General features: G+C 49.2%; 36 protein-coding genes. All 36 read left to right on the forward strand.

The genetic code is table 11. The features are described from left to right. Positions 1 to 5: 5 nt before the first annotated feature. Positions 6 to 380 carry a 30S ribosomal protein S12 gene (gene rpsL / locus LU633_RS02815; RefSeq protein WP_013204141.1) on the forward strand — a complete coding sequence of 125 codons (375 nt, stop codon included), beginning with the start codon at positions 6 to 8 and terminating at the stop codon, positions 378 to 380. A 96-nt stretch (positions 381 to 476) separates the two neighbouring features. Beyond that, positions 477 to 947, forward strand: coding sequence for a 30S ribosomal protein S7 (gene rpsG / locus LU633_RS02820; protein WP_017350059.1), 471 nt, complete (start codon positions 477 to 479; stop codon positions 945 to 947). 87 nt (positions 948 to 1,034) lie between these two features. Continuing rightward, complete coding sequence (gene fusA, locus LU633_RS02825; RefSeq protein WP_020322786.1) at positions 1,035 to 3,149, forward strand: elongation factor G; 2,115 nt, start codon at positions 1,035 to 1,037, stop codon at positions 3,147 to 3,149. A 70-nt stretch (positions 3,150 to 3,219) separates the two neighbouring features. Further along, the gene (tuf, locus tag LU633_RS02830; protein ID WP_020322785.1) at positions 3,220 to 4,404 is read left to right on the forward strand and encodes an elongation factor Tu; all 1,185 of its coding nucleotides are present in this window, start codon (positions 3,220 to 3,222) and stop codon (positions 4,402 to 4,404) included. Between the two features lie 186 nt (positions 4,405 to 4,590). Then, on the forward strand, positions 4,591 to 5,193 hold the full coding sequence (locus LU633_RS02835) for a lysozyme family protein (protein ID WP_020322784.1): 603 nt from the start codon (positions 4,591 to 4,593) through the stop codon (positions 5,191 to 5,193). Beyond that, the gene (locus tag LU633_RS02840) at positions 5,190 to 5,603 is read left to right on the forward strand and encodes a hypothetical protein (protein WP_020322783.1); all 414 of its coding nucleotides are present in this window, start codon (positions 5,190 to 5,192) and stop codon (positions 5,601 to 5,603) included. The genes LU633_RS02835 and LU633_RS02840 overlap by 4 nt, the downstream gene beginning before the upstream one ends. 266 nt (positions 5,604 to 5,869) lie before the next feature. Then, complete coding sequence (gene rpsJ, locus LU633_RS02845; protein WP_001181005.1) at positions 5,870 to 6,181, forward strand: 30S ribosomal protein S10; 312 nt, start codon at positions 5,870 to 5,872, stop codon at positions 6,179 to 6,181. A gap of 32 nt (positions 6,182 to 6,213) precedes the next feature. Then, a complete protein-coding gene (gene rplC, locus LU633_RS02850; protein WP_020322782.1) occupies positions 6,214 to 6,843 on the forward strand; it encodes a 50S ribosomal protein L3 in 630 nt (209 codons plus the stop codon). A gap of 10 nt (positions 6,844 to 6,853) precedes the next feature. Beyond that, positions 6,854 to 7,459 (forward strand): 50S ribosomal protein L4, encoded by a 606-nt coding sequence (rplD, locus tag LU633_RS02855; protein WP_020322781.1) that lies wholly within the window; start codon positions 6,854 to 6,856, stop codon positions 7,457 to 7,459. After that, positions 7,456 to 7,758: a 50S ribosomal protein L23 gene (gene rplW / locus LU633_RS02860; RefSeq protein WP_020322779.1), complete on the forward strand. Its 303-nt coding sequence runs from the start codon at positions 7,456 to 7,458 to the stop codon at positions 7,756 to 7,758. Before rplD ends, rplW begins: the two co-directional genes overlap by 4 nt. A 17-nt stretch (positions 7,759 to 7,775) precedes the next feature. After that, entirely contained in the window at positions 7,776 to 8,597 is an 822-nt protein-coding gene (gene rplB, locus LU633_RS02865; protein WP_020322778.1) for a 50S ribosomal protein L2, read from the forward strand. Positions 8,598 to 8,613: 16 nt separating this feature from the next. After that, a complete protein-coding gene (gene rpsS, locus LU633_RS02870; RefSeq protein WP_013204132.1) occupies positions 8,614 to 8,892 on the forward strand; it encodes a 30S ribosomal protein S19 in 279 nt (92 codons plus the stop codon). A 12-nt stretch (positions 8,893 to 8,904) separates the two neighbouring features. Further along, a complete protein-coding gene (rplV, locus tag LU633_RS02875) occupies positions 8,905 to 9,237 on the forward strand; it encodes a 50S ribosomal protein L22 (protein WP_020322777.1) in 333 nt (110 codons plus the stop codon). A 17-nt stretch (positions 9,238 to 9,254) separates the two neighbouring features. After that, positions 9,255 to 9,953, forward strand: coding sequence for a 30S ribosomal protein S3 (gene rpsC / locus LU633_RS02880; protein WP_020322775.1), 699 nt, complete (start codon positions 9,255 to 9,257; stop codon positions 9,951 to 9,953). A 12-nt stretch (positions 9,954 to 9,965) separates the two neighbouring features. Next, positions 9,966 to 10,376 (forward strand): 50S ribosomal protein L16, encoded by a 411-nt coding sequence (gene rplP, locus LU633_RS02885; protein WP_002919759.1) that lies wholly within the window; start codon positions 9,966 to 9,968, stop codon positions 10,374 to 10,376. Further along, a complete protein-coding gene (gene rpmC, locus LU633_RS02890) occupies positions 10,376 to 10,567 on the forward strand; it encodes a 50S ribosomal protein L29 (protein WP_020322773.1) in 192 nt (63 codons plus the stop codon). Before rplP ends, rpmC begins: the two co-directional genes overlap by 1 nt. Next, positions 10,567 to 10,821, forward strand: a complete 255-nt coding sequence (rpsQ, locus tag LU633_RS02895) for a 30S ribosomal protein S17 (RefSeq protein WP_020322772.1) — start codon at positions 10,567 to 10,569, stop codon at positions 10,819 to 10,821. Before rpmC ends, rpsQ begins: the two co-directional genes overlap by 1 nt. Positions 10,822 to 10,987: 166 nt before the next feature. Further along, entirely contained in the window at positions 10,988 to 11,359 is a 372-nt protein-coding gene (gene rplN, locus LU633_RS02900) for a 50S ribosomal protein L14 (protein ID WP_020322771.1), read from the forward strand. Between the two features lie 10 nt (positions 11,360 to 11,369). Next, on the forward strand, positions 11,370 to 11,684 hold the full coding sequence (rplX, locus tag LU633_RS02905) for a 50S ribosomal protein L24 (RefSeq protein WP_020322770.1): 315 nt from the start codon (positions 11,370 to 11,372) through the stop codon (positions 11,682 to 11,684). A gap of 14 nt (positions 11,685 to 11,698) precedes the next feature. Then, entirely contained in the window at positions 11,699 to 12,238 is a 540-nt protein-coding gene (gene rplE / locus LU633_RS02910) for a 50S ribosomal protein L5 (RefSeq protein ID WP_020322769.1), read from the forward strand. A 14-nt stretch (positions 12,239 to 12,252) separates the two neighbouring features. After that, positions 12,253 to 12,558 (forward strand): 30S ribosomal protein S14, encoded by a 306-nt coding sequence (rpsN, locus tag LU633_RS02915; protein ID WP_020322768.1) that lies wholly within the window; start codon positions 12,253 to 12,255, stop codon positions 12,556 to 12,558. Positions 12,559 to 12,588: 30 nt separating this feature from the next. Further along, positions 12,589 to 12,981, forward strand: a complete 393-nt coding sequence (gene rpsH / locus LU633_RS02920; protein WP_020322766.1) for a 30S ribosomal protein S8 — start codon at positions 12,589 to 12,591, stop codon at positions 12,979 to 12,981. An 11-nt stretch (positions 12,982 to 12,992) separates the two neighbouring features. Then, positions 12,993 to 13,526 carry a 50S ribosomal protein L6 gene (gene rplF, locus LU633_RS02925; protein WP_020322765.1) on the forward strand — a complete coding sequence of 178 codons (534 nt, stop codon included), beginning with the start codon at positions 12,993 to 12,995 and terminating at the stop codon, positions 13,524 to 13,526. A gap of 9 nt (positions 13,527 to 13,535) precedes the next feature. Continuing rightward, positions 13,536 to 13,889 (forward strand): 50S ribosomal protein L18, encoded by a 354-nt coding sequence (gene rplR, locus LU633_RS02930; RefSeq protein WP_020322764.1) that lies wholly within the window; start codon positions 13,536 to 13,538, stop codon positions 13,887 to 13,889. Positions 13,890 to 13,903: 14 nt separating this feature from the next. Next, entirely contained in the window at positions 13,904 to 14,404 is a 501-nt protein-coding gene (rpsE, locus tag LU633_RS02935) for a 30S ribosomal protein S5 (RefSeq protein WP_020322763.1), read from the forward strand. Positions 14,405 to 14,409: 5 nt separating this feature from the next. Then, on the forward strand, positions 14,410 to 14,589 hold the full coding sequence (rpmD, locus tag LU633_RS02940) for a 50S ribosomal protein L30 (protein WP_004160569.1): 180 nt from the start codon (positions 14,410 to 14,412) through the stop codon (positions 14,587 to 14,589). Between the two features lie 3 nt (positions 14,590 to 14,592). Continuing rightward, complete coding sequence (gene rplO, locus LU633_RS02945) at positions 14,593 to 15,027, forward strand: 50S ribosomal protein L15 (RefSeq protein WP_020322762.1); 435 nt, start codon at positions 14,593 to 14,595, stop codon at positions 15,025 to 15,027. 7 nt (positions 15,028 to 15,034) lie between these two features. After that, entirely contained in the window at positions 15,035 to 16,366 is a 1,332-nt protein-coding gene (secY, locus tag LU633_RS02950; RefSeq protein WP_020322761.1) for a preprotein translocase subunit SecY, read from the forward strand. 31 nt (positions 16,367 to 16,397) lie between these two features. Further along, entirely contained in the window at positions 16,398 to 16,514 is a 117-nt protein-coding gene (rpmJ, locus tag LU633_RS02955) for a 50S ribosomal protein L36 (RefSeq protein WP_020322760.1), read from the forward strand. Positions 16,515 to 16,650: 136 nt separating this feature from the next. Further along, entirely contained in the window at positions 16,651 to 17,007 is a 357-nt protein-coding gene (gene rpsM / locus LU633_RS02960) for a 30S ribosomal protein S13 (protein ID WP_020322759.1), read from the forward strand. Positions 17,008 to 17,023: 16 nt separating this feature from the next. Then, positions 17,024 to 17,413 carry a 30S ribosomal protein S11 gene (gene rpsK, locus LU633_RS02965; protein WP_020322758.1) on the forward strand — a complete coding sequence of 130 codons (390 nt, stop codon included), beginning with the start codon at positions 17,024 to 17,026 and terminating at the stop codon, positions 17,411 to 17,413. Between the two features lie 32 nt (positions 17,414 to 17,445). Continuing rightward, complete coding sequence (gene rpsD / locus LU633_RS02970) at positions 17,446 to 18,066, forward strand: 30S ribosomal protein S4 (RefSeq protein ID WP_020322757.1); 621 nt, start codon at positions 17,446 to 17,448, stop codon at positions 18,064 to 18,066. Positions 18,067 to 18,091: 25 nt separating this feature from the next. Continuing rightward, positions 18,092 to 19,081: a DNA-directed RNA polymerase subunit alpha gene (locus LU633_RS02975; protein ID WP_020322756.1), complete on the forward strand. Its 990-nt coding sequence runs from the start codon at positions 18,092 to 18,094 to the stop codon at positions 19,079 to 19,081. A gap of 40 nt (positions 19,082 to 19,121) precedes the next feature. Beyond that, the gene (rplQ, locus tag LU633_RS02980; RefSeq protein WP_020322755.1) at positions 19,122 to 19,508 is read left to right on the forward strand and encodes a 50S ribosomal protein L17; all 387 of its coding nucleotides are present in this window, start codon (positions 19,122 to 19,124) and stop codon (positions 19,506 to 19,508) included. A gap of 104 nt (positions 19,509 to 19,612) precedes the next feature. Then, positions 19,613 to 19,972, forward strand: coding sequence for a DnaJ family domain-containing protein (locus tag LU633_RS02985; protein WP_020322754.1), 360 nt, complete (start codon positions 19,613 to 19,615; stop codon positions 19,970 to 19,972). Next, positions 19,972 to 20,394 carry a Zn(2+)-responsive transcriptional regulator gene (gene zntR / locus LU633_RS02990; RefSeq protein ID WP_020322752.1) on the forward strand — a complete coding sequence of 141 codons (423 nt, stop codon included), beginning with the start codon at positions 19,972 to 19,974 and terminating at the stop codon, positions 20,392 to 20,394. The genes LU633_RS02985 and zntR overlap by 1 nt, the downstream gene beginning before the upstream one ends. The last annotated feature ends 23 nt before the right edge of the window (positions 20,395 to 20,417 follow it).

The following is a 20,417-nucleotide window of genomic DNA, read 5'->3' on the forward strand; positions in this document are numbered from 1 at the left end:
ATTTAATGGCAACAGTTAATCAGCTGGTTCGCAAACCACGCGCACGCAAAGTTGCAAAGAGCAACGTGCCTGCGCTGGAAGCCTGCCCGCAGAAACGTGGTGTATGTACGCGCGTATATACTACTACTCCTAAAAAACCGAACTCCGCGCTGCGTAAAGTATGCCGTGTTCGTTTAACCAACGGTTTTGAAGTTACCTCCTATATTGGTGGTGAAGGCCACAACCTGCAGGAGCACTCCGTGATCCTGATTCGTGGCGGTCGTGTTAAAGACTTGCCAGGTGTGCGTTACCACACTGTTCGTGGCGCGCTGGACTGCTCAGGTGTTAAAGACCGTAAGCAGTCACGCTCCAAGTATGGCGTGAAGAAGCCAAAGGCTTAATGGTTCTCCGTTAAGTAAGGCCAAACGTTTTATCTTAAATGTCATAATAAACTCGTAGAGTTTTGGACAATCCTGAATTAACAACGGAGTATTTCCATGCCACGTCGTCGCGTTATTGGCCAGCGTAAAATTCTGCCAGATCCTAAGTTCGGATCAGAGCTGCTGGCTAAATTTGTAAATATCCTGATGGTAGATGGTAAAAAATCTACTGCTGAATCCATCGTTTATACTGCGCTTGAGACCCTGGCTCAACGTTCTGGTAAAAACGAACTGGAAGCATTTGAAGTAGCCCTGGACAATGTCCGCCCAACCGTGGAAGTGAAATCCCGCCGTGTGGGTGGGTCTACTTATCAGGTACCAGTTGAAGTCCGTCCGGTCCGTCGTAATGCCCTGGCAATGCGTTGGATTGTTGAAGCTGCTCGTAAACGCGGTGATAAATCAATGGCTTTACGCCTGGCGAACGAACTTTCTGATGCTGCTGACAACAAAGGTACAGCAGTGAAGAAACGTGAAGACGTTCACCGTATGGCTGAAGCCAACAAGGCGTTCGCTCACTACCGCTGGTAACAGCTCAGTAGTTGTTATTAATCCAGCGGGCGTTCAGTTCACCCCGCTGGGCTTTAACTTTGAACGTCCGAGAATCAGAGGAATCAAATGGCTCGCACAACACCCATTGCACGCTATCGTAATATCGGTATCAGTGCTCACATCGACGCCGGCAAGACTACAACAACTGAACGTATTCTGTTCTACACTGGTGTAAATCACAAAATCGGTGAAGTTCATGACGGCGCAGCTACCATGGACTGGATGGCGCAGGAGCAGGAGCGTGGTATTACCATTACCTCCGCTGCAACGACCGCTTTTTGGTCAGGTATGGCTAAACAGTTCGAGCCGCACCGTGTAAACATCATCGACACCCCGGGACACGTTGACTTCACCATTGAAGTTGAGCGTTCCATGCGTGTTCTTGACGGTGCAGTCATGGTTTACTGTGCCGTTGGCGGTGTTCAGCCACAGTCTGAAACCGTATGGCGCCAGGCAAACAAATATAAAGTTCCACGTATTGCGTTCGTTAACAAAATGGACCGCATGGGTGCGAACTTCCTGAAAGTGGTTGGCCAGATTAAATCACGTCTGGGCGCTAACCCTGTTCCATTGCAGCTGGCAATTGGCGCAGAAGAAAAGTTCACTGGTGTTGTCGACCTGGTGAAAATGAAAGCGATTAACTGGAATGACGCCGATCAGGGCGTAACCTTCGAATACGAAGAGATTCCATCTGATATGCAGGAACTGGCCGAAGAATGGCACCAGAATCTGATTGAGTCCGCAGCGGAAGCATCTGAAGAGCTGATGGAAAAATATCTGGGCGGTGAAGAACTGACTGAAGAAGAGATTAAATCTGCTCTTCGCCAGCGTGTTCTGAACAACGAAATCATCCTGGTTACCTGTGGTTCTGCGTTTAAAAACAAAGGCGTTCAGGCAATGCTGGATGCGGTTGTTGAATATCTGCCAGCACCAACTGATGTTCCTGCGATCAATGGTATCCTGGATGATGGTAAAGAGACGCCTGCTGAACGTCATGCGACCGATGATGAGCCATTCTCTGCACTGGCATTTAAAATCGCAACTGACCCGTTTGTAGGTAATCTGACGTTCTTCCGCGTTTATTCTGGCGTGGTTAACTCCGGTGATACCGTTCTGAACTCGGTAAAATCTGCACGTGAACGTTTTGGCCGTATCGTACAGATGCACGCTAACAAACGTGAAGAGATCAAAGAAGTTCGTGCGGGTGATATCGCTGCTGCTATTGGTTTGAAAGATGTTACCACGGGTGACACGCTGTGCGATCCAGACTCTCCAATCATTCTGGAGCGCATGGAATTCCCTGAGCCGGTAATCTCTATCGCGGTAGAACCAAAAACCAAAGCTGACCAGGAAAAAATGGGCCTGGCTCTGGGCCGCCTGGCTAAAGAAGACCCGTCATTCCGCGTTTGGACTGATGAGGAGTCTAACCAGACCATCATCGCCGGTATGGGTGAACTGCACCTCGACATCATCGTTGACCGTATGAAGCGCGAATTCAACGTTGAAGCGAACGTGGGTAAACCTCAGGTTGCTTATCGCGAAGCAATTCGCGCGAAAGTGACCGATATAGAAGGTAAACACGCCAAGCAGTCTGGTGGTCGTGGTCAGTATGGACATGTTGTTATCGACATGTATCCACTGGAGCCGGGCTCTAACCCGAAAGGCTACGAATTCGTCAATGACATCAAAGGCGGTGTTATTCCTGGTGAATACATCCCTGCGGTTGACAAAGGTATCCAGGAACAGCTGAAATCAGGTCCGCTGGCAGGTTATCCGGTTGTTGATATGGGTATCCGTCTGCACTTTGGTTCATACCATGACGTCGACTCCTCTGAACTGGCGTTTAAACTGGCAGCATCTATTGCCTTTAAACAGGGCTTTAAGCAAGCAAAACCGGTTCTGCTTGAGCCGATTATGAAGGTTGAAGTTGAAACGCCTGAAGAGAACACGGGTGACGTCATCGGTGACCTGAGCCGTCGTCGTGGTACATTACGCGGTCAGGAATCAAACGTGACGGGTAATGTGATTCACGCAGAAGTTCCGCTGTCTGAAATGTTTGGATATGCAACCCAGCTGCGTTCTATCACTAAAGGCCGTGCATCTTACTCCATGGAATTTCTGAAGTACGATGATGCGCCTAACAACGTTGCTCAGGCTGTTATCGAAGCCCGTGGTAAATAACCGGGTTTAACTCATTGATCCCGTGCTCTCCTGTCCACAGGGGAGAGTACAGAAACTAAGGAATCTCGCCGTGGCTAAAGAAAAATTTGAACGTTCCAAACCGCACGTCAACGTTGGTACTATCGGCCACGTTGACCACGGTAAAACTACTCTGACTGCTGCTATCACCACCGTTCTGGCTAAAACCTACGGCGGTTCTGCGCGTGCGTTCGACCAGATCGACAACGCACCAGAAGAAAAAGCACGTGGTATCACCATCAACACCTCTCACGTTGAATATGACACCCCAAGCCGTCACTATGCGCACGTTGACTGCCCTGGCCACGCCGACTATGTGAAAAACATGATCACCGGTGCTGCTCAGATGGACGGCGCAATCCTGGTTGTTGCTGCGACTGACGGCCCAATGCCACAGACCCGTGAGCACATCCTGCTGGGTCGTCAGGTAGGCGTTCCTTACATCATCGTGTTCCTTAACAAGTGCGACATGGTTGATGATGAAGAGCTGCTGGAACTGGTTGAGATGGAAGTGCGTGACCTGCTGTCACAGTACGAATTCCCTGGCGACGACACGCCAATCGTTCACGGTTCTGCGCTGAAAGCGCTGGAAGGCGACGCTGAGTGGGAAGCAAAAATCATCGAGCTGGCTGGCCACCTGGACAACTACATCCCGGAACCAGAGCGTGCGATTGACAAGCCATTCCTGCTGCCAATCGAAGACGTGTTCTCCATCTCCGGCCGTGGTACCGTTGTGACCGGTCGTGTCGAGCGCGGTATCGTGAAAGTGGGCGAAGAAGTTGAGATCGTGGGTATCAAAGATACCGTGAAATCAACCTGTACCGGCGTTGAAATGTTCCGCAAACTGCTGGACGAAGGCCGTGCAGGTGAGAACTGTGGTATCCTGCTGCGCGGTATCAAGCGTGAAGATATCCAGCGTGGTCAGGTTCTGGCCAAGCCAGGCACCATCAAGCCACACACCAAATTCGAGTCAGAAGTTTACATTCTGTCCAAAGACGAAGGCGGCCGTCACACCCCGTTCTTCAAAGGCTACCGTCCTCAGTTTTACTTCCGTACTACTGACGTGACCGGAACCATCGAACTGCCAGAAGGCGTTGAGATGGTGATGCCTGGTGATAACATCAAAATGGTTGTGACCCTGATCCACCCAATCGCGATGGACGACGGTCTGCGTTTCGCCATCCGTGAAGGCGGCCGTACTGTTGGCGCGGGCGTTGTTGCCAAAGTAATAGCGTAATTGCCCCATCGAGCAAAGAGTAAAAAAGAGCGCCGCGGCGCTCTTTTTTTCGCGGCAAAAATGTCAGGATATGTGCACAGGATAGCTGACGGTTCCGATAAAGAATATCATGATGACAATTTAAACGATGTGCTACGATCACCACGAATAAGGGATTTTTAAACAGTTTTTCATGGAGGAAAGAAAATGGAACCAGGAGAAGGACTACTCACTTTCAGAGCGGAAGGCAATAACAGACCTGACAGCCCTTACTATTCCCGAAAAATACACTGGCCAGGAATAGCTTCCAGATGCAATACATGGGGATCAGGCGTCACTATAGGCCGTGGTTACGACATGAAGCACAGGGGAGCGGAAGAAGTAATACACCACCTTACCCTTGCTGGAATACCTCTGGCTAAGGCAAAGAAGATTGCAGAAAGCGCAAGAAAAAGCTTTTGTGCAGCAAGTGATTTTGTCAAAGAAAATAAAGATTCTATAGAGGAAATCTCAGAAGCGCAGCAGGTAAGGCTGTTTGAAATCACTTATTCGACCTATGTAAAAGACTCAATCAGGTTTTATAACAGATATAAAAAACATGATTCGGTCGCTTGGGAAAAGTTGCACCCGGCATTAAGAGAAGTACTGATTGATATGAAATATCAGGGGACTCTGGCAATAAGCATGGTTCCCCTCTTTGGGAAAAATAAAAAAGAAGACGTTATTAAGCTGATAAAACAGACCTCTGAGTTACGTGAGCATGAACCCGTGCGCAGGCGGATTGCCTGGTTACAGGAGTATATGAAATGAGAAGGATAGCGCTTTATCTTTTGTTCCCAGCCTGGCTGGCAAGTGCTGACAGTGGTCTGGATCCTTATACAGCGGCAGTATTGGCACCCTGTATGGGAATAAAACATTCAGTTGAAGTAATGTCCTGCCTGATGGATCTGGCGGACAGCAAGAAAAAAGAGTATGAAAGCCAATTTAAGGTTTATTTGCAGGCAATAGCGTCACTAAAAGAAGATCAACGAGACCAGCAGAGGATGACCGAACGGGAAAAAAAGGCAAAAGAGGGATGGGATATTTATACAGAAAACAGCTGTATGGCTGCTGTCACGCTCTACGAAAAGGAGCGCTTTGCTTATAAAGCAAAATATTATAACTGTATTATAATTAACTACTCTAAAAGGATAGATTTTTATAAGAAAGAGGAATTTTAATAGCTTACTGCTCTGCAACGTGTGGGGCGTTAGCTTGCGTTCGCCTCCAGGCACAAAGCCATTGCAATTATAGTTAATGTACGTACAATGCTTTGGCTTGTCAGAAATGACGGCCCGGTTCGATATGAACCGCAGGCGGGCAATAAGCCCACCTGACAATACTCCCAATTGGGGAGTTATGTGCAGACGATTACACTCCCCCATCAATCGTAATGGGTGTGAGTAGTAATTTTTTTTCGTTTATAAATAATTGGAGCTCTGGTCTCATGCAGAACCAAAGAATCCGTATCCGTCTTAAAGCGTTTGATCATCGTCTGATTGATCAATCAACTGCGGAAATCGTTGAGACTGCCAAGCGCACTGGTGCGCAGGTTCGTGGTCCCATCCCGCTGCCGACCCGCAAAGAGCGCTTTACCGTTCTGATCTCCCCGCATGTCAACAAAGATGCGCGCGATCAGTATGAAATTCGCACTCACAAGCGTCTGGTTGACATCGTTGAGCCAACTGAAAAAACGGTTGATGCTCTGATGCGTCTGGATCTGGCTGCCGGTGTAGACGTGCAGATCAGCCTGGGTTAATCAGGTCATTGAGCGATTGAGAGGTTGAAACAATGATTGGTTTAGTCGGTAAAAAAGTGGGCATGACGCGTATCTTCACTGAAGACGGCGTTTCTATCCCAGTAACCGTGATTGAAATTGAAGCAAACCGCGTGACTCAGGTTAAGAGCCTGGAAAACGATGGTTACACTGCTATTCAGGTAACAGCCGGATCTAAAAAAACGAACCGTGTTACCAAACCTGAAGCAGGTCATTTTGCTAAAGCTGGCGTTGAAGCTGGTCGCGGCCTGTGGGAATTCCGCACCGCTGAAGGCGAGGAATTCACCGTAGGTCAGAGCATTAACGTTGATATTTTCACTGATGTGAAAAAAGTTGACGTTACTGGTACCTCTAAAGGTAAAGGTTTTGCCGGTACTGTTAAGCGCTGGAACTTCCGCACCCAGGATGCTACCCACGGTAACTCTTTGTCTCATCGTGTTCCAGGTTCAATTGGTCAGAACCAGACTCCGGGCAAAGTGTTTAAAGGCAAAAAAATGGCAGGTCAGCTGGGTAATGAGCGCGTAACCGTTCAGAGCCTGGACGTAGTACGTGTTGACGCTGAACGCAACCTGCTGCTGGTTAAAGGTGCTGTTCCCGGTGCTACCGGTGGCGACCTGATCGTTAAACCAGCTGTGAAGGCGTAAGGGGATAGCAATGGAATTAGTATTGAAAGACGCGCAAAGCGCGCTGACTGTTTCCGAAACTACCTTCGGTCGTGATTTCAACGAAGCGCTGGTGCATCAGGTTATTGTTGCTTATGCAGCAGGTGCCCGTCAGGGTACTCGTGCTCAGAAGACCCGTGCTGAAGTAACTGGTTCTGGCAAAAAGCCATGGCGCCAGAAAGGTACTGGCCGTGCGCGTTCAGGTTCTGTTAAGAGCCCGATCTGGCGTTCCGGTGGCGTGACCTTTGCTGCAAAGCCACAGGACCACAGTCAGAAAGTAAACAAAAAGATGTACCGCGGCGCGCTGAAAAGCATTCTGTCCGAACTGGTACGTCAGGATCGTCTGATCGTTGTTGAGCAGTTCTCTCTGGAAGCACCAAAAACTAAGTTGCTGGTAGAGAAGCTGAAAGGTATGGCGCTGGAAGACGTGCTGATCATCACTGGCGAACTGGAAGAGAATCTGTTCCTGGCCGCACGCAACCTGTATAAGGTTGACGTTCGTGATGCAGCGAGTATCGACCCAGTTAGCCTGATCGCCTTCGACAAAGTCGTTATGACTGCTGACGCAGTTAAGCAAGTTGAGGAGATGCTGGCATGATCCGTGAAGAACGTCTGCTAAAAGTACTGCGCGCGCCGCACGTATCTGAAAAAGCGTCTGCTGCGATGGAAAAAACTAATACCATCGTTCTCAAAGTTGCTAAAGACGCGACCAAAGCAGAAATCAAAGCCGCTGTACAGAAGCTTTTCGAAGTGGAAGTAAAGGACGTTAACACCCTGGTTGTTAAAGGGAAAGTTAAACGTTCCGGTCAGCGTATTGGTCGTCGTAACGACTGGAAAAAAGCTTACGTCACCCTGAAAGAAGGCCAGAATCTGGACTTCGTTGGCGGCGCTGAGTAAGTCGGAGGAGAAGAACAATGGCAGTTGTTAAATGTAAACCGACATCTCCGGGTCGTCGCCACGTTGTTAAAGTGGTCAACCCTGAGCTGCACAAGGGCAAACCTTTTGCCCCACTGGTTGAGAAAAACAGCAAATCCGGTGGCCGTAACAACAATGGTCGCATCACTACCCGTCATATCGGTGGTGGTCATAAGCAGGCCTATCGTATTGTTGATTTCAAACGCAACAAAGATGGTGTCCCGGCTACCGTTGAACGTCTTGAATACGATCCGAACCGCTCTGCGAACATCGCACTGGTTCTGTATAAAGACGGTGAACGCCGCTACATCCTGGCTCCAAAAGGCCTGAAAGCAGGTGACCAGATTCAGTCTGGCGTTGATGCTGCGATTAAAGCAGGCAATACCCTGCCGATGCGTAACATTCCTGTGGGTTCCACCGTGCATAACGTAGAAATGAAACCAGGTAAAGGCGGTCAGATTGCCCGTTCTGCCGGTACTTATGTGCAGATTGTTGCACGTGAAGGATCCTACGTTACCCTGCGTCTGCGTTCTGGTGAAATGCGCAAAGTCGAATCTGACTGTCGTGCAACGCTGGGCGAAGTCGGTAACGCTGAACATATGCTTCGTGTTCTGGGTAAAGCAGGTGCTGCACGCTGGCGTGGTGTTCGTCCTACCGTTCGCGGTACTGCGATGAACCCTGTCGATCACCCACACGGTGGTGGTGAAGGTCGTAACTTTGGTAAGCACCCGGTCACTCCGTGGGGCGTTCAGACCAAAGGTAAGAAGACCCGTAGCAACAAGCGTACTGATAAATTTATCGTACGTCGCCGTAGCAAATAATTTTAGAGGATAAGCCATGCCACGTTCTCTCAAGAAAGGTCCTTTTATTGACCTGCACTTGCTGAAGAAGGTAGAGAAAGCGGTGGAAAGCGGAGACAAGAAGCCTTTGCGCACTTGGTCCCGTCGTTCAACGATCTTCCCTAACATGATCGGTTTGACCATCGCTGTCCATAATGGTCGTCAGCACGTTCCTGTCTTTGTTTCCGACGAAATGGTCGGTCACAAACTGGGTGAATTTGCACCGACTCGTACTTATCGCGGTCACACTGCTGATAAGAAAGCCAAGAAACGCTAACAGGAGGAAGAGATGGAAACTATCGCTAAACATCGCCATGCTCGTTCTTCTGCCCAGAAGGTTCGCCTGGTAGCAGATCTTGTACGCGGTAAAAAAGTGTCGCAGGCTCTGGATATCCTGACCTACACCAATAAGAAAGCGGCTGTACTGGTCAAGAAGGTTCTGGAATCTGCCATTGCTAACGCTGAACACAACGATGGCGCTGACATCGACGATCTGAAAGTCGCGAAAATTTTCGTAGATGAAGGCCCTAGCATGAAGCGCATTATGCCGCGTGCAAAAGGTCGTGCAGATCGCATCCTGAAGCGCACCAGCCACATCACTGTGGTTGTGTCCGATCGCTGAGACTCCGGAGACTAGCAATGGGTCAGAAAGTACATCCTAATGGTATTCGCCTGGGTATTGTTAAACCCTGGAACTCTACCTGGTTCGCCAATACCAAAGAATTCGCTGACAACCTGGACAGCGATTTTAAAGTTCGTCAGTACCTGACTAAGGAACTGGCTAAAGCGTCTGTATCTCGTATCGTTATCGAGCGCCCGGCTAAGAGTATTCGTGTGACTATCCACACCGCTCGTCCTGGTATCGTTATCGGTAAGAAAGGCGAAGACGTAGAAAAACTGCGCAAGGTCGTCGCGGATATCGCTGGCGTTCCTGCGCAGATCAATATCGCCGAAGTCCGTAAACCGGAACTGGACGCGAAACTGGTAGCTGACAGCATTACTTCACAGCTGGAGCGTCGTGTGATGTTCCGTCGTGCGATGAAGCGTGCAGTTCAGAACGCCATGCGTCTTGGCGCGAAGGGTATTAAAGTTGAAGTTAGCGGCCGTCTGGGTGGTGCGGAAATCGCACGTACCGAATGGTATCGTGAAGGTCGCGTGCCATTGCACACTCTGCGTGCTGACATTGACTACAACACCTCTGAAGCGCGCACCACTTACGGTGTAATCGGCGTGAAGGTATGGATCTTCAAAGGTGAGATCCTGGGTGGTATGGCTGCTGTTGAACAACCGGAACCGGCTGCTCAACCTAAAAAGCAGCAGCGTAAAGGCCGTAAATAAGGAGCGTCGCTGATGTTACAACCAAAGCGTACAAAATTCCGTAAAGTGCACAAAGGCCGCAACCGTGGTCTGGCGCAGGGTACGGATGTTAGCTTCGGCACTTTCGGTCTGAAAGCTGTTGGCCGTGGTCGTCTGACTGCACGTCAGATCGAAGCAGCACGTCGTGCTATGACCCGTGCAGTTAAGCGTCAAGGTAAGATCTGGATCCGTGTATTCCCGGACAAACCGATCACCGAGAAGCCGCTGGAAGTGCGTATGGGTAAAGGTAAAGGTAACGTGGAGTACTGGGTTGCCTTGATTCAGCCGGGTAAAGTCCTTTATGAAATGGACGGCGTACCGGAAGAGCTGGCCCGTGAAGCATTCGGCCTGGCAGCAGCGAAACTGCCGATCAAAACCACCTTTGTAACTAAGACGGTGATGTAATGAAAGCAAAAGAGCTGCGTGAAAAAAGCGTTGAAGAGCTGAATGTTGAGCTGCTGAACCTGCTGCGTGAGCAGTTTAACCTGCACATGCAGGCTGCAAGTGGCCAGCTGCAACAGACTCATCTGCTGAAGCAAGTGCGTCGTGATGTTGCACGCGTTAAGACTTTACTGACTGAGAAGGCGGGTGTGTAATGACCGATAAAATCCGTACTCTGCAAGGTCGCGTGGTTAGCGACAAAATGGAGAAATCCATTGTTGTTGCTATCGAACGTATGGTGAAACACCCGGTATACGGCAAATTCATCAAGCGTACGACCAAACTGCACGTACATGACGAGAACAACGAATGCGGTATCGGTGATGTGGTTGAAATCCGCGAATGCCGCCCGCTGTCCAAGACTAAGTCCTGGACGCTGGTTCGCGTTGTAGAGAAAGCGCTTCTGTAGATAGAGTACGCATTCTCGATACGGATAAACGGCTCAGTGATGAGCCGTTTATTTTTTCTACCCATATCTGATTTGCGGTGTTATAATGCCGTGCCCCCGATATGGGGCTTTTTTAACGACCCTATTTTGGGGTTTCAGTAGTGGTTGACATTAGCGGAGCACTAAAATGATCCAAGAACAGACTATGCTGAACGTTGCCGACAACTCCGGTGCACGTCGCGTAATGTGTATCAAGGTTCTGGGTGGCTCGCACCGTCGCTACGCAGGTGTAGGTGACATCATCAAAATTACCATCAAGGAAGCGATTCCTCGCGGTAAGGTCAAAAAAGGTGATGTGCTGAAAGCGGTAGTGGTGCGCACCAGGAAGGGTGTTCGTCGCCCGGACGGTTCTGTCATTCGCTTCGATGGCAATGCATGCGTTATTTTAAATAATAACAGCGAGCAGCCTATAGGAACGCGTATTTTTGGGCCGGTAACTCGTGAACTTCGTAATGAGAAGTTCATGAAAATTATCTCTCTGGCCCCAGAAGTACTCTAAGGAGCGAAAAATGGCAGCTAAAATCCGTCGCGATGACGAAGTTATCGTGCTGACCGGTAAAGATAAAGGTAAGCGCGGTAAAGTTAAAAATGTTCTGTCTTCTGGCAAAGTCATTGTTGAAGGTATCAACTTGGTTAAAAAACATCAGAAGCCGGTTCCGGCTCTGAACCAACCAGGTGGCATCGTTGAAAAAGAAGCTGCTATTCAGGTTTCCAACGTTGCGCTTTACAACACTGCCACTGGCAAGGCTGACCGTGTAGGCTTTAGATTCGAAGACGGCAAAAAAGTCCGTTTTTTCAAGTCTAACAGCGAAACTATTAAGTAATTTGGAGTAGTACGATGGCGAAACTGCATGATTACTACAAAGACGAAGTAGTTAAAAAACTCATAACTGAGTTTAACTACAATTCTGTCATGCAAGTCCCTCGGGTCGAGAAGATTACCCTGAACATGGGTGTTGGTGAAGCGATTGCCGATAAGAAACTGCTGGATAACGCAGCAGCTGATTTAGCAGCCATCTCCGGTCAAAAGCCGTTGATCACCAAAGCACGCAAATCAGTTGCAGGCTTCAAAATCCGTCAGGGCTATCCGATCGGCTGTAAAGTGACTCTGCGTGGTGAACGCATGTGGGAGTTCTTTGAGCGTCTGATCTCTATTGCTGTACCTCGTATCCGTGACTTCCGTGGCCTGTCCGCTAAGTCATTCGATGGCCGTGGAAACTACAGCATGGGCGTTCGTGAGCAGATCATCTTCCCAGAGATCGACTATGACAAAGTCGACCGCGTGCGTGGTTTGGATATCACCATTACCACTACTGCGAAATCTGATGGTGAAGGACGCGCACTGTTGGCTGCTTTTAACTTCCCGTTCCGCAAGTAAGGCAGAGTTGACTTATGGCAAAGCAATCTATGAAAGCACGCGAAGTCGTTCGCGTAAAACTGGCTGAAAAATACCGCGCTAAACGCGAGGAACTGAAAGCTATCATTTCAAGTGTGAACTCATCCGACGAAGATCGTTGGAATGCGGTTCTCAAGCTGCAAACTCTGCCGCGTGATTCCAGCCCGTCTCGTCAGCGTAACCGCTGCCGCCAAACTGGCCGTCCACATGGTTATGTGGGTAAATTCGGGTTGAGCCGTATCAAACTGCGTGAAGCCGCTATGCGCGGTGAAGTACCAGGCTTGAAAAAGGCTAGCTGGTAATTTCCAATTGAATCACGGGAGTAAAGACAGATGAGCATGCAAGATCCGATCGCGGATATGCTGACCCGTATCCGTAACGGTCAGGCCGCGAACAAAGTTGCGGTCACCATGCCTTCCTCCAAGCTGAAAGTGGCAATTGCCAACGTGCTGAAGGAAGAAGGCTATATTGAAGAGTTTAAAATTGAAGGCGACACCAAGCCAGAACTGGAACTAACTCTTAAGTATTTCCAGGGCAAGGCAGTGGTAGAAAGCATTCAGCGTGTCAGCCGTCCAGGTCTGCGTATCTATAAACGCAAAGACGAACTGCCAAAAGTTATGGCTGGACTGGGTATCGCTGTTATTTCTACCTCTAAAGGTGTTATGACTGATCGTGCAGCGCGCCAGGCTGGTCTTGGTGGCGAAATTATCTGCTACGTAGCTTAACGGAGGAAAGAATGTCTCGTGTTGCTAAAGCACCTGTCGTCATTCCTGCCGGCGTAGAGGTAAAACTCAACGGTCAGGTTATTACGATTAAAGGTAAAAACGGCGAGCTGACTCGTACCCTCAACAATGCTGTTGAAGTTAAGCATGCTGACAAGGTCCTCACTTTCGCTCCTCGCGAAGGTTTTGTGGATGGTTGGGCACAGGCGGGTACTTCTCGTGCACTGTTGAACGGTATGGTTATCGGTGTTACCGAAGGCTTCACTAAGAAGCTGCAGCTGGTTGGTGTAGGTTATCGTGCAGCCGTTAAAGGCAACTCCGTGAGTCTGGCCCTGGGCTTTTCTCACCCGGTTGACCACGTGCTGCCAGCGGGAATCACTGCTGAATGTCCGACTCAGACTGAAATCGTGCTTAAAGGCGCTGATAAGCAGCTGATTGGTCAGGTAGCAGCCGATCTGCGCGCCTACCGTCGTCCTGAGCCTTATAAAGGCAAGGGTGTTCGTTACGCCGACGAAGTCGTGCGTACCAAAGAGGCTAAGAAGAAGTAAGGTAACACTATGGATAAGAAATCTGCTCGTATCCGTCGTGCGACCCGCGCACGCCGCAAGCTCAAAGAGCTGGGTGCAACTCGCTTGGTGGTACATCGTACCCCGCGTCATATTTATGCACAGGTAATTGCTCCTAACGGTTGTGAAGTTCTGGTTGCTGCTTCTACAGTAGAAAAAGCAATCAGTGAGCAACTGAAGTACACCGGAAACAAAGACGCCGCCGCAGCTGTGGGTAAAGCAGTCGCTGAGCGCGCAATCGAAAAAGGCATCACTGGTGTTTCTTTCGACCGCTCTGGTTTCCAATATCATGGTCGTGTCCAGGCACTGGCAGATGCTGCCCGTGAAGCTGGCCTACAGTTCTAAGGTAGAGGTGTAAGATGGCACACATCGAAAAACAAGCTGGCGAACTGCAGGAAAAGCTGATCGCGGTAAATCGCGTATCGAAAACCGTTAAAGGTGGTCGTATTTTCTCCTTCACTGCTCTGACAGTGGTAGGTGACGGTAACGGTCGTATCGGTTTTGGTTACGGTAAAGCGCGTGAAGTTCCAGCAGCGATCCAGAAAGCGATGGAAAAAGCCCGTCGCAATATGATTAACGTCGCGCTGAACGACGGCACCCTGCAGCACCCTGTTAAAGGTGTGCACACAGGTTCTCGTGTGTTCATGATGCCGGCTTCTCAAGGTACCGGTATCATTGCCGGCGGTGCAATGCGCGCCGTACTGGAAGTCGCTGGGGTTCATAACGTTCTGGCTAAAGCCTACGGTTCCACTAACCCGATTAACGTGGTTCGTGCAACGCTGGATGGCTTGGCCAACATGAATTCCCCAGAAATGGTCGCTGCCAAGCGTGGCAAATCCGTTGAAGACATTCTGGGGTAATGACCATGGCTAAGACTATTAAGATTACACAAACCCGCAGCTCGATCGGACGTTTGCCGAAACACAAAGCAACGCTGCTTGGCCTGGGTCTGCGTCGTATTAACCACACCGTAGAGCGTGAAGACACGCCAGCTGTACGCGGTATGGTTAACGCGATTTCCTACATGGTTAAAGTGGAGGAGTAACAGATGCGTTTAAATACTCTGTCTCCGGCCGAAGGGTCTAAGCACGCAACTAAACGTCTGGGTCGTGGTATTGGTTCTGGCCTTGGTAAAACCGGTGGTCGTGGTCACAAAGGTCAGAACTCTCGTTCTGGCGGTGGCGTACGTCGCGGTTTCGAAGGTGGTCAGATGCCTCTGTACCGTCGTCTGCCGAAATTCGGTTTCACCTCTCGCAAAGCAGCAGTCACCGCAGAAGTGCGTCTGTCTGACTTGGCGAAAGTTGAAGACGGTATCGTCGACCTGAACACGCTGAAAGCAGCCAACATTATCGGTATTCAGATTGAATTCGCTAAAGTTATTCTGTCTGGCGAAGTCTCTGTACCGGTAACGGTTCGTGGCCTGCGTGTTACTAAAGGTGCTCGTGCTGCAATCGAAGCTGCTGGCGGTAAAATTGAGGAATAAGTAGCAGATGGCTAAACAACCGGGATTAGACTTTCAAAGTGCCAGAGGTGGATTTGGTGAACTGAAACGCAGACTTTTGTTTGTTATTGGTGCGCTGATTGTTTTCCGCATTGGTTCTTTTATTCCAATCCCTGGTATTGATGCCACTGTACTTGCCAAACTGCTCGAGCAACAGCGTGGCACCATCATTGAAATGTTTAACATGTTCTCTGGTGGTGCACTGAGCCGTGCTTCTATCTTTGCCCTGGGTATTATGCCGTATATTTCGGCATCCATAATTATCCAGCTGCTGACGGTGGTTCACCCAACCTTAGCAGAAATAAAGAAAGAAGGGGAGGCTGGCCGTCGAAAGATTAGCCAGTACACCCGTTACGGTACTCTGGTATTGGGTATTTTTCAGTCTATCGGTATTGCTACCGGTTTACCGAATATGCCTGGTATGCAGGGCTTGGTGTTAAATCCAGGCTTTGCCTTCTACTTTACCGCTGTTGTCAGCCTGGTCACCGGAACCATGTTCCTGATGTGGCTGGGTGAACAGATTACTGAACGAGGTATCGGTAACGGTATCTCAATCATTATCTTCGCTGGTATTGTTGCGGGTCTGCCGTCGGCCATTGGCCATACCATCGAGCAAGCGCGGCAAGGCGACCTGCACTTCCTCCTGTTACTTTTGGTTGCAGTTCTCGTATTTGCAGTGACCTTCTTCGTTGTTTTCGTTGAGCGTGGTCAACGCCGCATTGTGGTGAACTATGCGAAACGTCAGCAAGGCCGTCGTGTCTATGCTGCACAGAGCACACATTTACCATTAAAAGTGAACATGGCCGGGGTTATCCCTGCAATATTTGCTTCCAGTATCATTCTGTTTCCTGCGACCATCGCGTCCTGGTTCGGAGGTGGTACCGGTTGGAACTGGTTGACGACTATTTCGATGTATTTGCAGCCAGGTCAGCCGCTTTATGTGTTACTCTATGCGACTGCAATCATCTTCTTCTGTTTCTTCTATACGGCGTTGGTTTTCAACCCGCGTGAAACAGCAGATAACCTGAAGAAGTCTGGTGCATTTGTACCAGGTATTCGTCCGGGAGAACAGACGGCGAAGTATATCGATAAAGTGATGACCCGCCTGACATTAGTTGGTGCGCTGTACATTACCTTTATCTGCCTGATCCCGGAGTTCATGCGTGATGCGATGAAAGTTCCATTCTACTTTGGCGGCACTTCACTGCTAATCGTAGTCGTTGTCATCATGGACTTTATGGCTCAAGTGCAAACTCTGATGATGTCCAGTCAGTATGAGTCTGCATTGAAGAAAGCAAACCTGAAAGGCTACGGCCGTTAATCAGGCGCTTGAGAAGTTACGGAGAGTAAAAATGAAAGTTCGTGCTTCCGTCAAGAAATTATGTCGTAACTGCAAAATCGTCCGCCGTGATGGTGTCGTCCGTGTGATTTGCAGCGCCGAGCCTAAGCATAAACAGCGTCAGGGCTAATATTTTTCTTGCAAAGTTGGGTTGAGCTGGCTAGATTGGCCAGCCAATTTTTTGTATGTCTGTGCGTACCCATTTGAGTATCCTGAAAACGGGCTTTTCGGTATGGGACGCATAAGTAATTAAATAGGAGTGCATAGTGGCCCGTATAGCAGGCATTAACATTCCTGATCATAAACATACCGTCATTGCATTAACTGCTATTTTCGGTATCGGCAAGACCCGCTCTAAAGCCATCTGTGCTGATACGGGCATTGCCGAAAATGTTAAGATCAGTGAACTGTCTGAAGAACAAATCGATATTCTGCGTGACGCAGTTGCAAAGTTTGTTGTTGAAGGCGATCTGCGTCGTGAAGTCACCCTGAGTATCAAGCGTCTGATGGACCTTGGTTGCTATCGTGGTTTACGTCATCGTCGTGGTCTTCCAGTACGCGGTCAGCGTACCAAGACCAACGCACGCACCCGTAAGGGTCCGCGTAAACCGATCAAGAAATAATCGGGGTGATTGAATAATGGCAAAGGCACCAGTTCGTGCACGTAAGCGTGTAAAAAAGCAAGTCTCTGATGGCGTGGCTCATGTCCATGCATCTTTTAACAACACCATCGTTACCATTACCGATCGTCAGGGTAATGCGTTGGGTTGGGCAACAGCCGGTGGTTCCGGCTTCCGTGGTTCTCGTAAATCTACGCCGTTTGCTGCACAGGTTGCTGCAGAACGTTGCGCAGATGCCGTGAAAGAATACGGTATTAAGAACCTGGAAGTTATGGTCAAGGGTCCAGGTCCAGGCCGCGAATCAACGATTCGCGCTCTGAATGCTGCTGGTTTCCGCATCACGAATATTACTGATGTGACTCCAATCCCTCACAACGGTTGTCGCCCGCCGAAAAAACGTCGCGTATAACGCTTCGCTTCTAGGTTTGTTGGAGAAAGAAAATGGCAAGATATTTGGGTCCTAAGCTCAAGCTTAGCCGTCGTGAGGGCACCGACTTATTCCTTAAGTCTGGCGTTCGCGCGATCGATACCAAGTGTAAAATTGAACAAGCACCTGGCCAGCACGGTGCGCGTAAACCGCGTCTGTCTGACTATGGCGTACAGTTACGTGAAAAGCAAAAAGTCCGCCGTATCTATGGTGTACTGGAGCGTCAGTTCCGTAATTATTATAAAGAAGCGGCACGTCTGAAAGGCAACACCGGTGAAAACCTGCTTGTTCTGCTGGAAGGTCGTCTGGATAACGTTGTTTATCGTATGGGTTTTGGTGCCACTCGTGCAGAAGCACGTCAGCTGGTAAGCCATAAATCTATTATGGTAAACGGACGCGTTGTTAACATCGCTTCTTATCAGGTAACTCCGAATGATGTTGTTAGCATCCGTGAGAAAGCCAAAAAGCAGTCTCGCGTGAAAGCCGCTCTGGAGCTGGCTGAACAGCGTGAAAAGCCAATCTGGCTGGAAGTTGATGCTACTAAGATGGAAGGTGTGTTCAAACGTATTCCTGAGCGTACCGATCTGTCTGCTGACATTAACGAACACCTGATCGTCGAGCTTTACTCCAAGTAAGGCTTAGTACCAAAGAGAGGACACAATGCAGGGTTCTGTGACAGAGTTTCTAAAACCGCGCCTGGTAGATATCGAGCAAGTGAGTTCGACGCACGCTAAGGTGACCCTTGAGCCTTTAGAGCGTGGCTTTGGCCATACTCTTGGTAACGCGCTGCGCCGTATTCTGCTTTCATCAATGCCGGGTTGCGCGGTGACCGAGGTTGAAATTGATGGTGTACTGCATGAGTACAGCAGTAAAGAGGGTGTCCATGAAGATATTCTGGAAATCCTTCTCAACCTGAAAGGGCTTGCGGTAAGAGTTCAGGGAAAAGATGAAGTTATTCTTACTCTGAATAAATCTGGCATTGGCCCTGTGACTGCAGCCGACATCATTCATGATGGTGATGTCGAAATCGTCAAACCGCAGCACGTGATCTGTCATCTGACCGATGAAAACGCAGCTATCAGCATGCGTATCAAGGTTCAGCGTGGTCGCGGTTACGTGCCGGCTTCTGCCCGAATTCATTCGGAAGAAGATGAACGCCCGATCGGTCGTCTGTTGGTGGATGCCTGCTACAGCCCTGTAGAGCGTATTGCCTACAATGTAGAAGCAGCACGTGTAGAACAGCGTACTGACCTGGATAAGCTGGTCATCGAAATGGAAACTAACGGCACTATCGATCCTGAAGAGGCGATTCGTCGTGCGGCTACCATCCTGGCAGAACAACTGGAAGCTTTCGTAGACTTACGTGATGTACGTCAGCCGGAAGTAAAAGAAGAGAAACCAGAATTCGATCCGATCCTGCTGCGCCCTGTTGACGATCTGGAATTGACTGTCCGCTCTGCTAACTGCCTTAAGGCAGAAGCTATCCACTACATCGGTGATCTGGTACAGCGTACCGAAGTTGAGTTACTCAAAACGCCCAACCTTGGTAAAAAGTCTCTCACCGAGATTAAAGACGTGCTGGCTTCTCGAGGTCTGTCTCTGGGCATGCGCCTGGAGAACTGGCCACCCGCTAGTATCGCTGATGAATAACCCGATCACAGGTTAAGGTTTCACTGAGAAGGATAAGGTCATGCGCCATCGCAAGAGTGGTCGTCAACTGAACCGTAATAGCAGCCATCGTCAGGCTATGTTCCGTAACATGGCTTGCTCTCTGGTTCGCCATGAAATCATCAAGACGACCCTGCCGAAAGCAAAAGAGCTGCGTCGTGTAGTTGAGCCGCTAATTACTCTTGCCAGGACCGACAACGTAGCTAATCGTCGTCTGGCATTCGCCCGCACTCGTGATAACGAGATCGTGGCAAAACTGTTTAATGAGCTCGGTCCGCGTTTCGCGAGCCGTGCCGGTGGTTACACTCGTATTCTTAAGTGTGGTTTCCGTGCTGGTGACAATGCGTCGATGGCATACATCGAGCTGGTTGATCGTCCAGAAGCTCAAACTGAAGTTGCAGCAGAATAATTAGTTTGTACTAAAAAAACCGGGCTTGCCCGGTTTTTTTATCTTGTTAATTCCCTTTCTTTTCCTCTTCATGCTCTCTTTTCCTCGCACCAGTGAGGTTTACTGTGTGGCAGGTTGGCCAATTGGTAGAAAAACACATTTCTGAAGCACAGGAAAATGGTGAATTTGATAATCTGCCCGGCAGCGGAAAGCGGCTCAAACTTAATGACGATAGCCTTGTTCCTGAAGCATTGCGCGTTGTCTGTCGCTTCATGAAAAATGCTGGTTTTCTTCCGCCTGAACTTGATTTACGACGTGAAGCTTTTGCTTTGCACGAGCTGATGGCTCATATTGCTTCTCAGGATGAACAAGATGCTGGATATTCTTTACTCAATATCAGGCTACAGCAAGCCAGACAGAGCAAAGACTTTCTACAAGGCAGATATGCCCCTCTGCTATATCAGCATTTGAGCGGAGATGATTAATGTATAAGATTGGTCAGCTAGCGAAACTTGCAGATGTCACTCCAGATACGATTCGCTATTACGAAAAGCAGCAAATGATGGCGCATGAATTCCGTAGTCAGGGGGGATTCCGCCTTTATAATGATAGCGATCTTAAGCGGCTAAAATTCATTCGCTATGGTAGGCAGCTTGGCTTTAGTCTTGAAGCTATCCGGGAATTATTATCTATTCGGCTTGATCCTGATCAGCATACCTGTATGGAGTCAAAAGCTATTGTTAAGGCTCGTCTGCTTGAGGTTGAAAGGATGATTAGTGAACTACAGCATATGCAACGATCATTGCAAAGCCTTAATGATGCCTGTTGCGGCACGGCGCACACCAGTGTCTGTTGTTCTATACTGGAGACTTTAGAAAATGGTACGCGTATTACATCCGCGGATTGACCTCCACTCTTTTTAGTGTGTTT

This window comes from Erwinia tracheiphila (genome assembly GCF_021365465.1).
Classification (GTDB): domain Bacteria; phylum Pseudomonadota; class Gammaproteobacteria; order Enterobacterales; family Enterobacteriaceae; genus Erwinia; species Erwinia tracheiphila.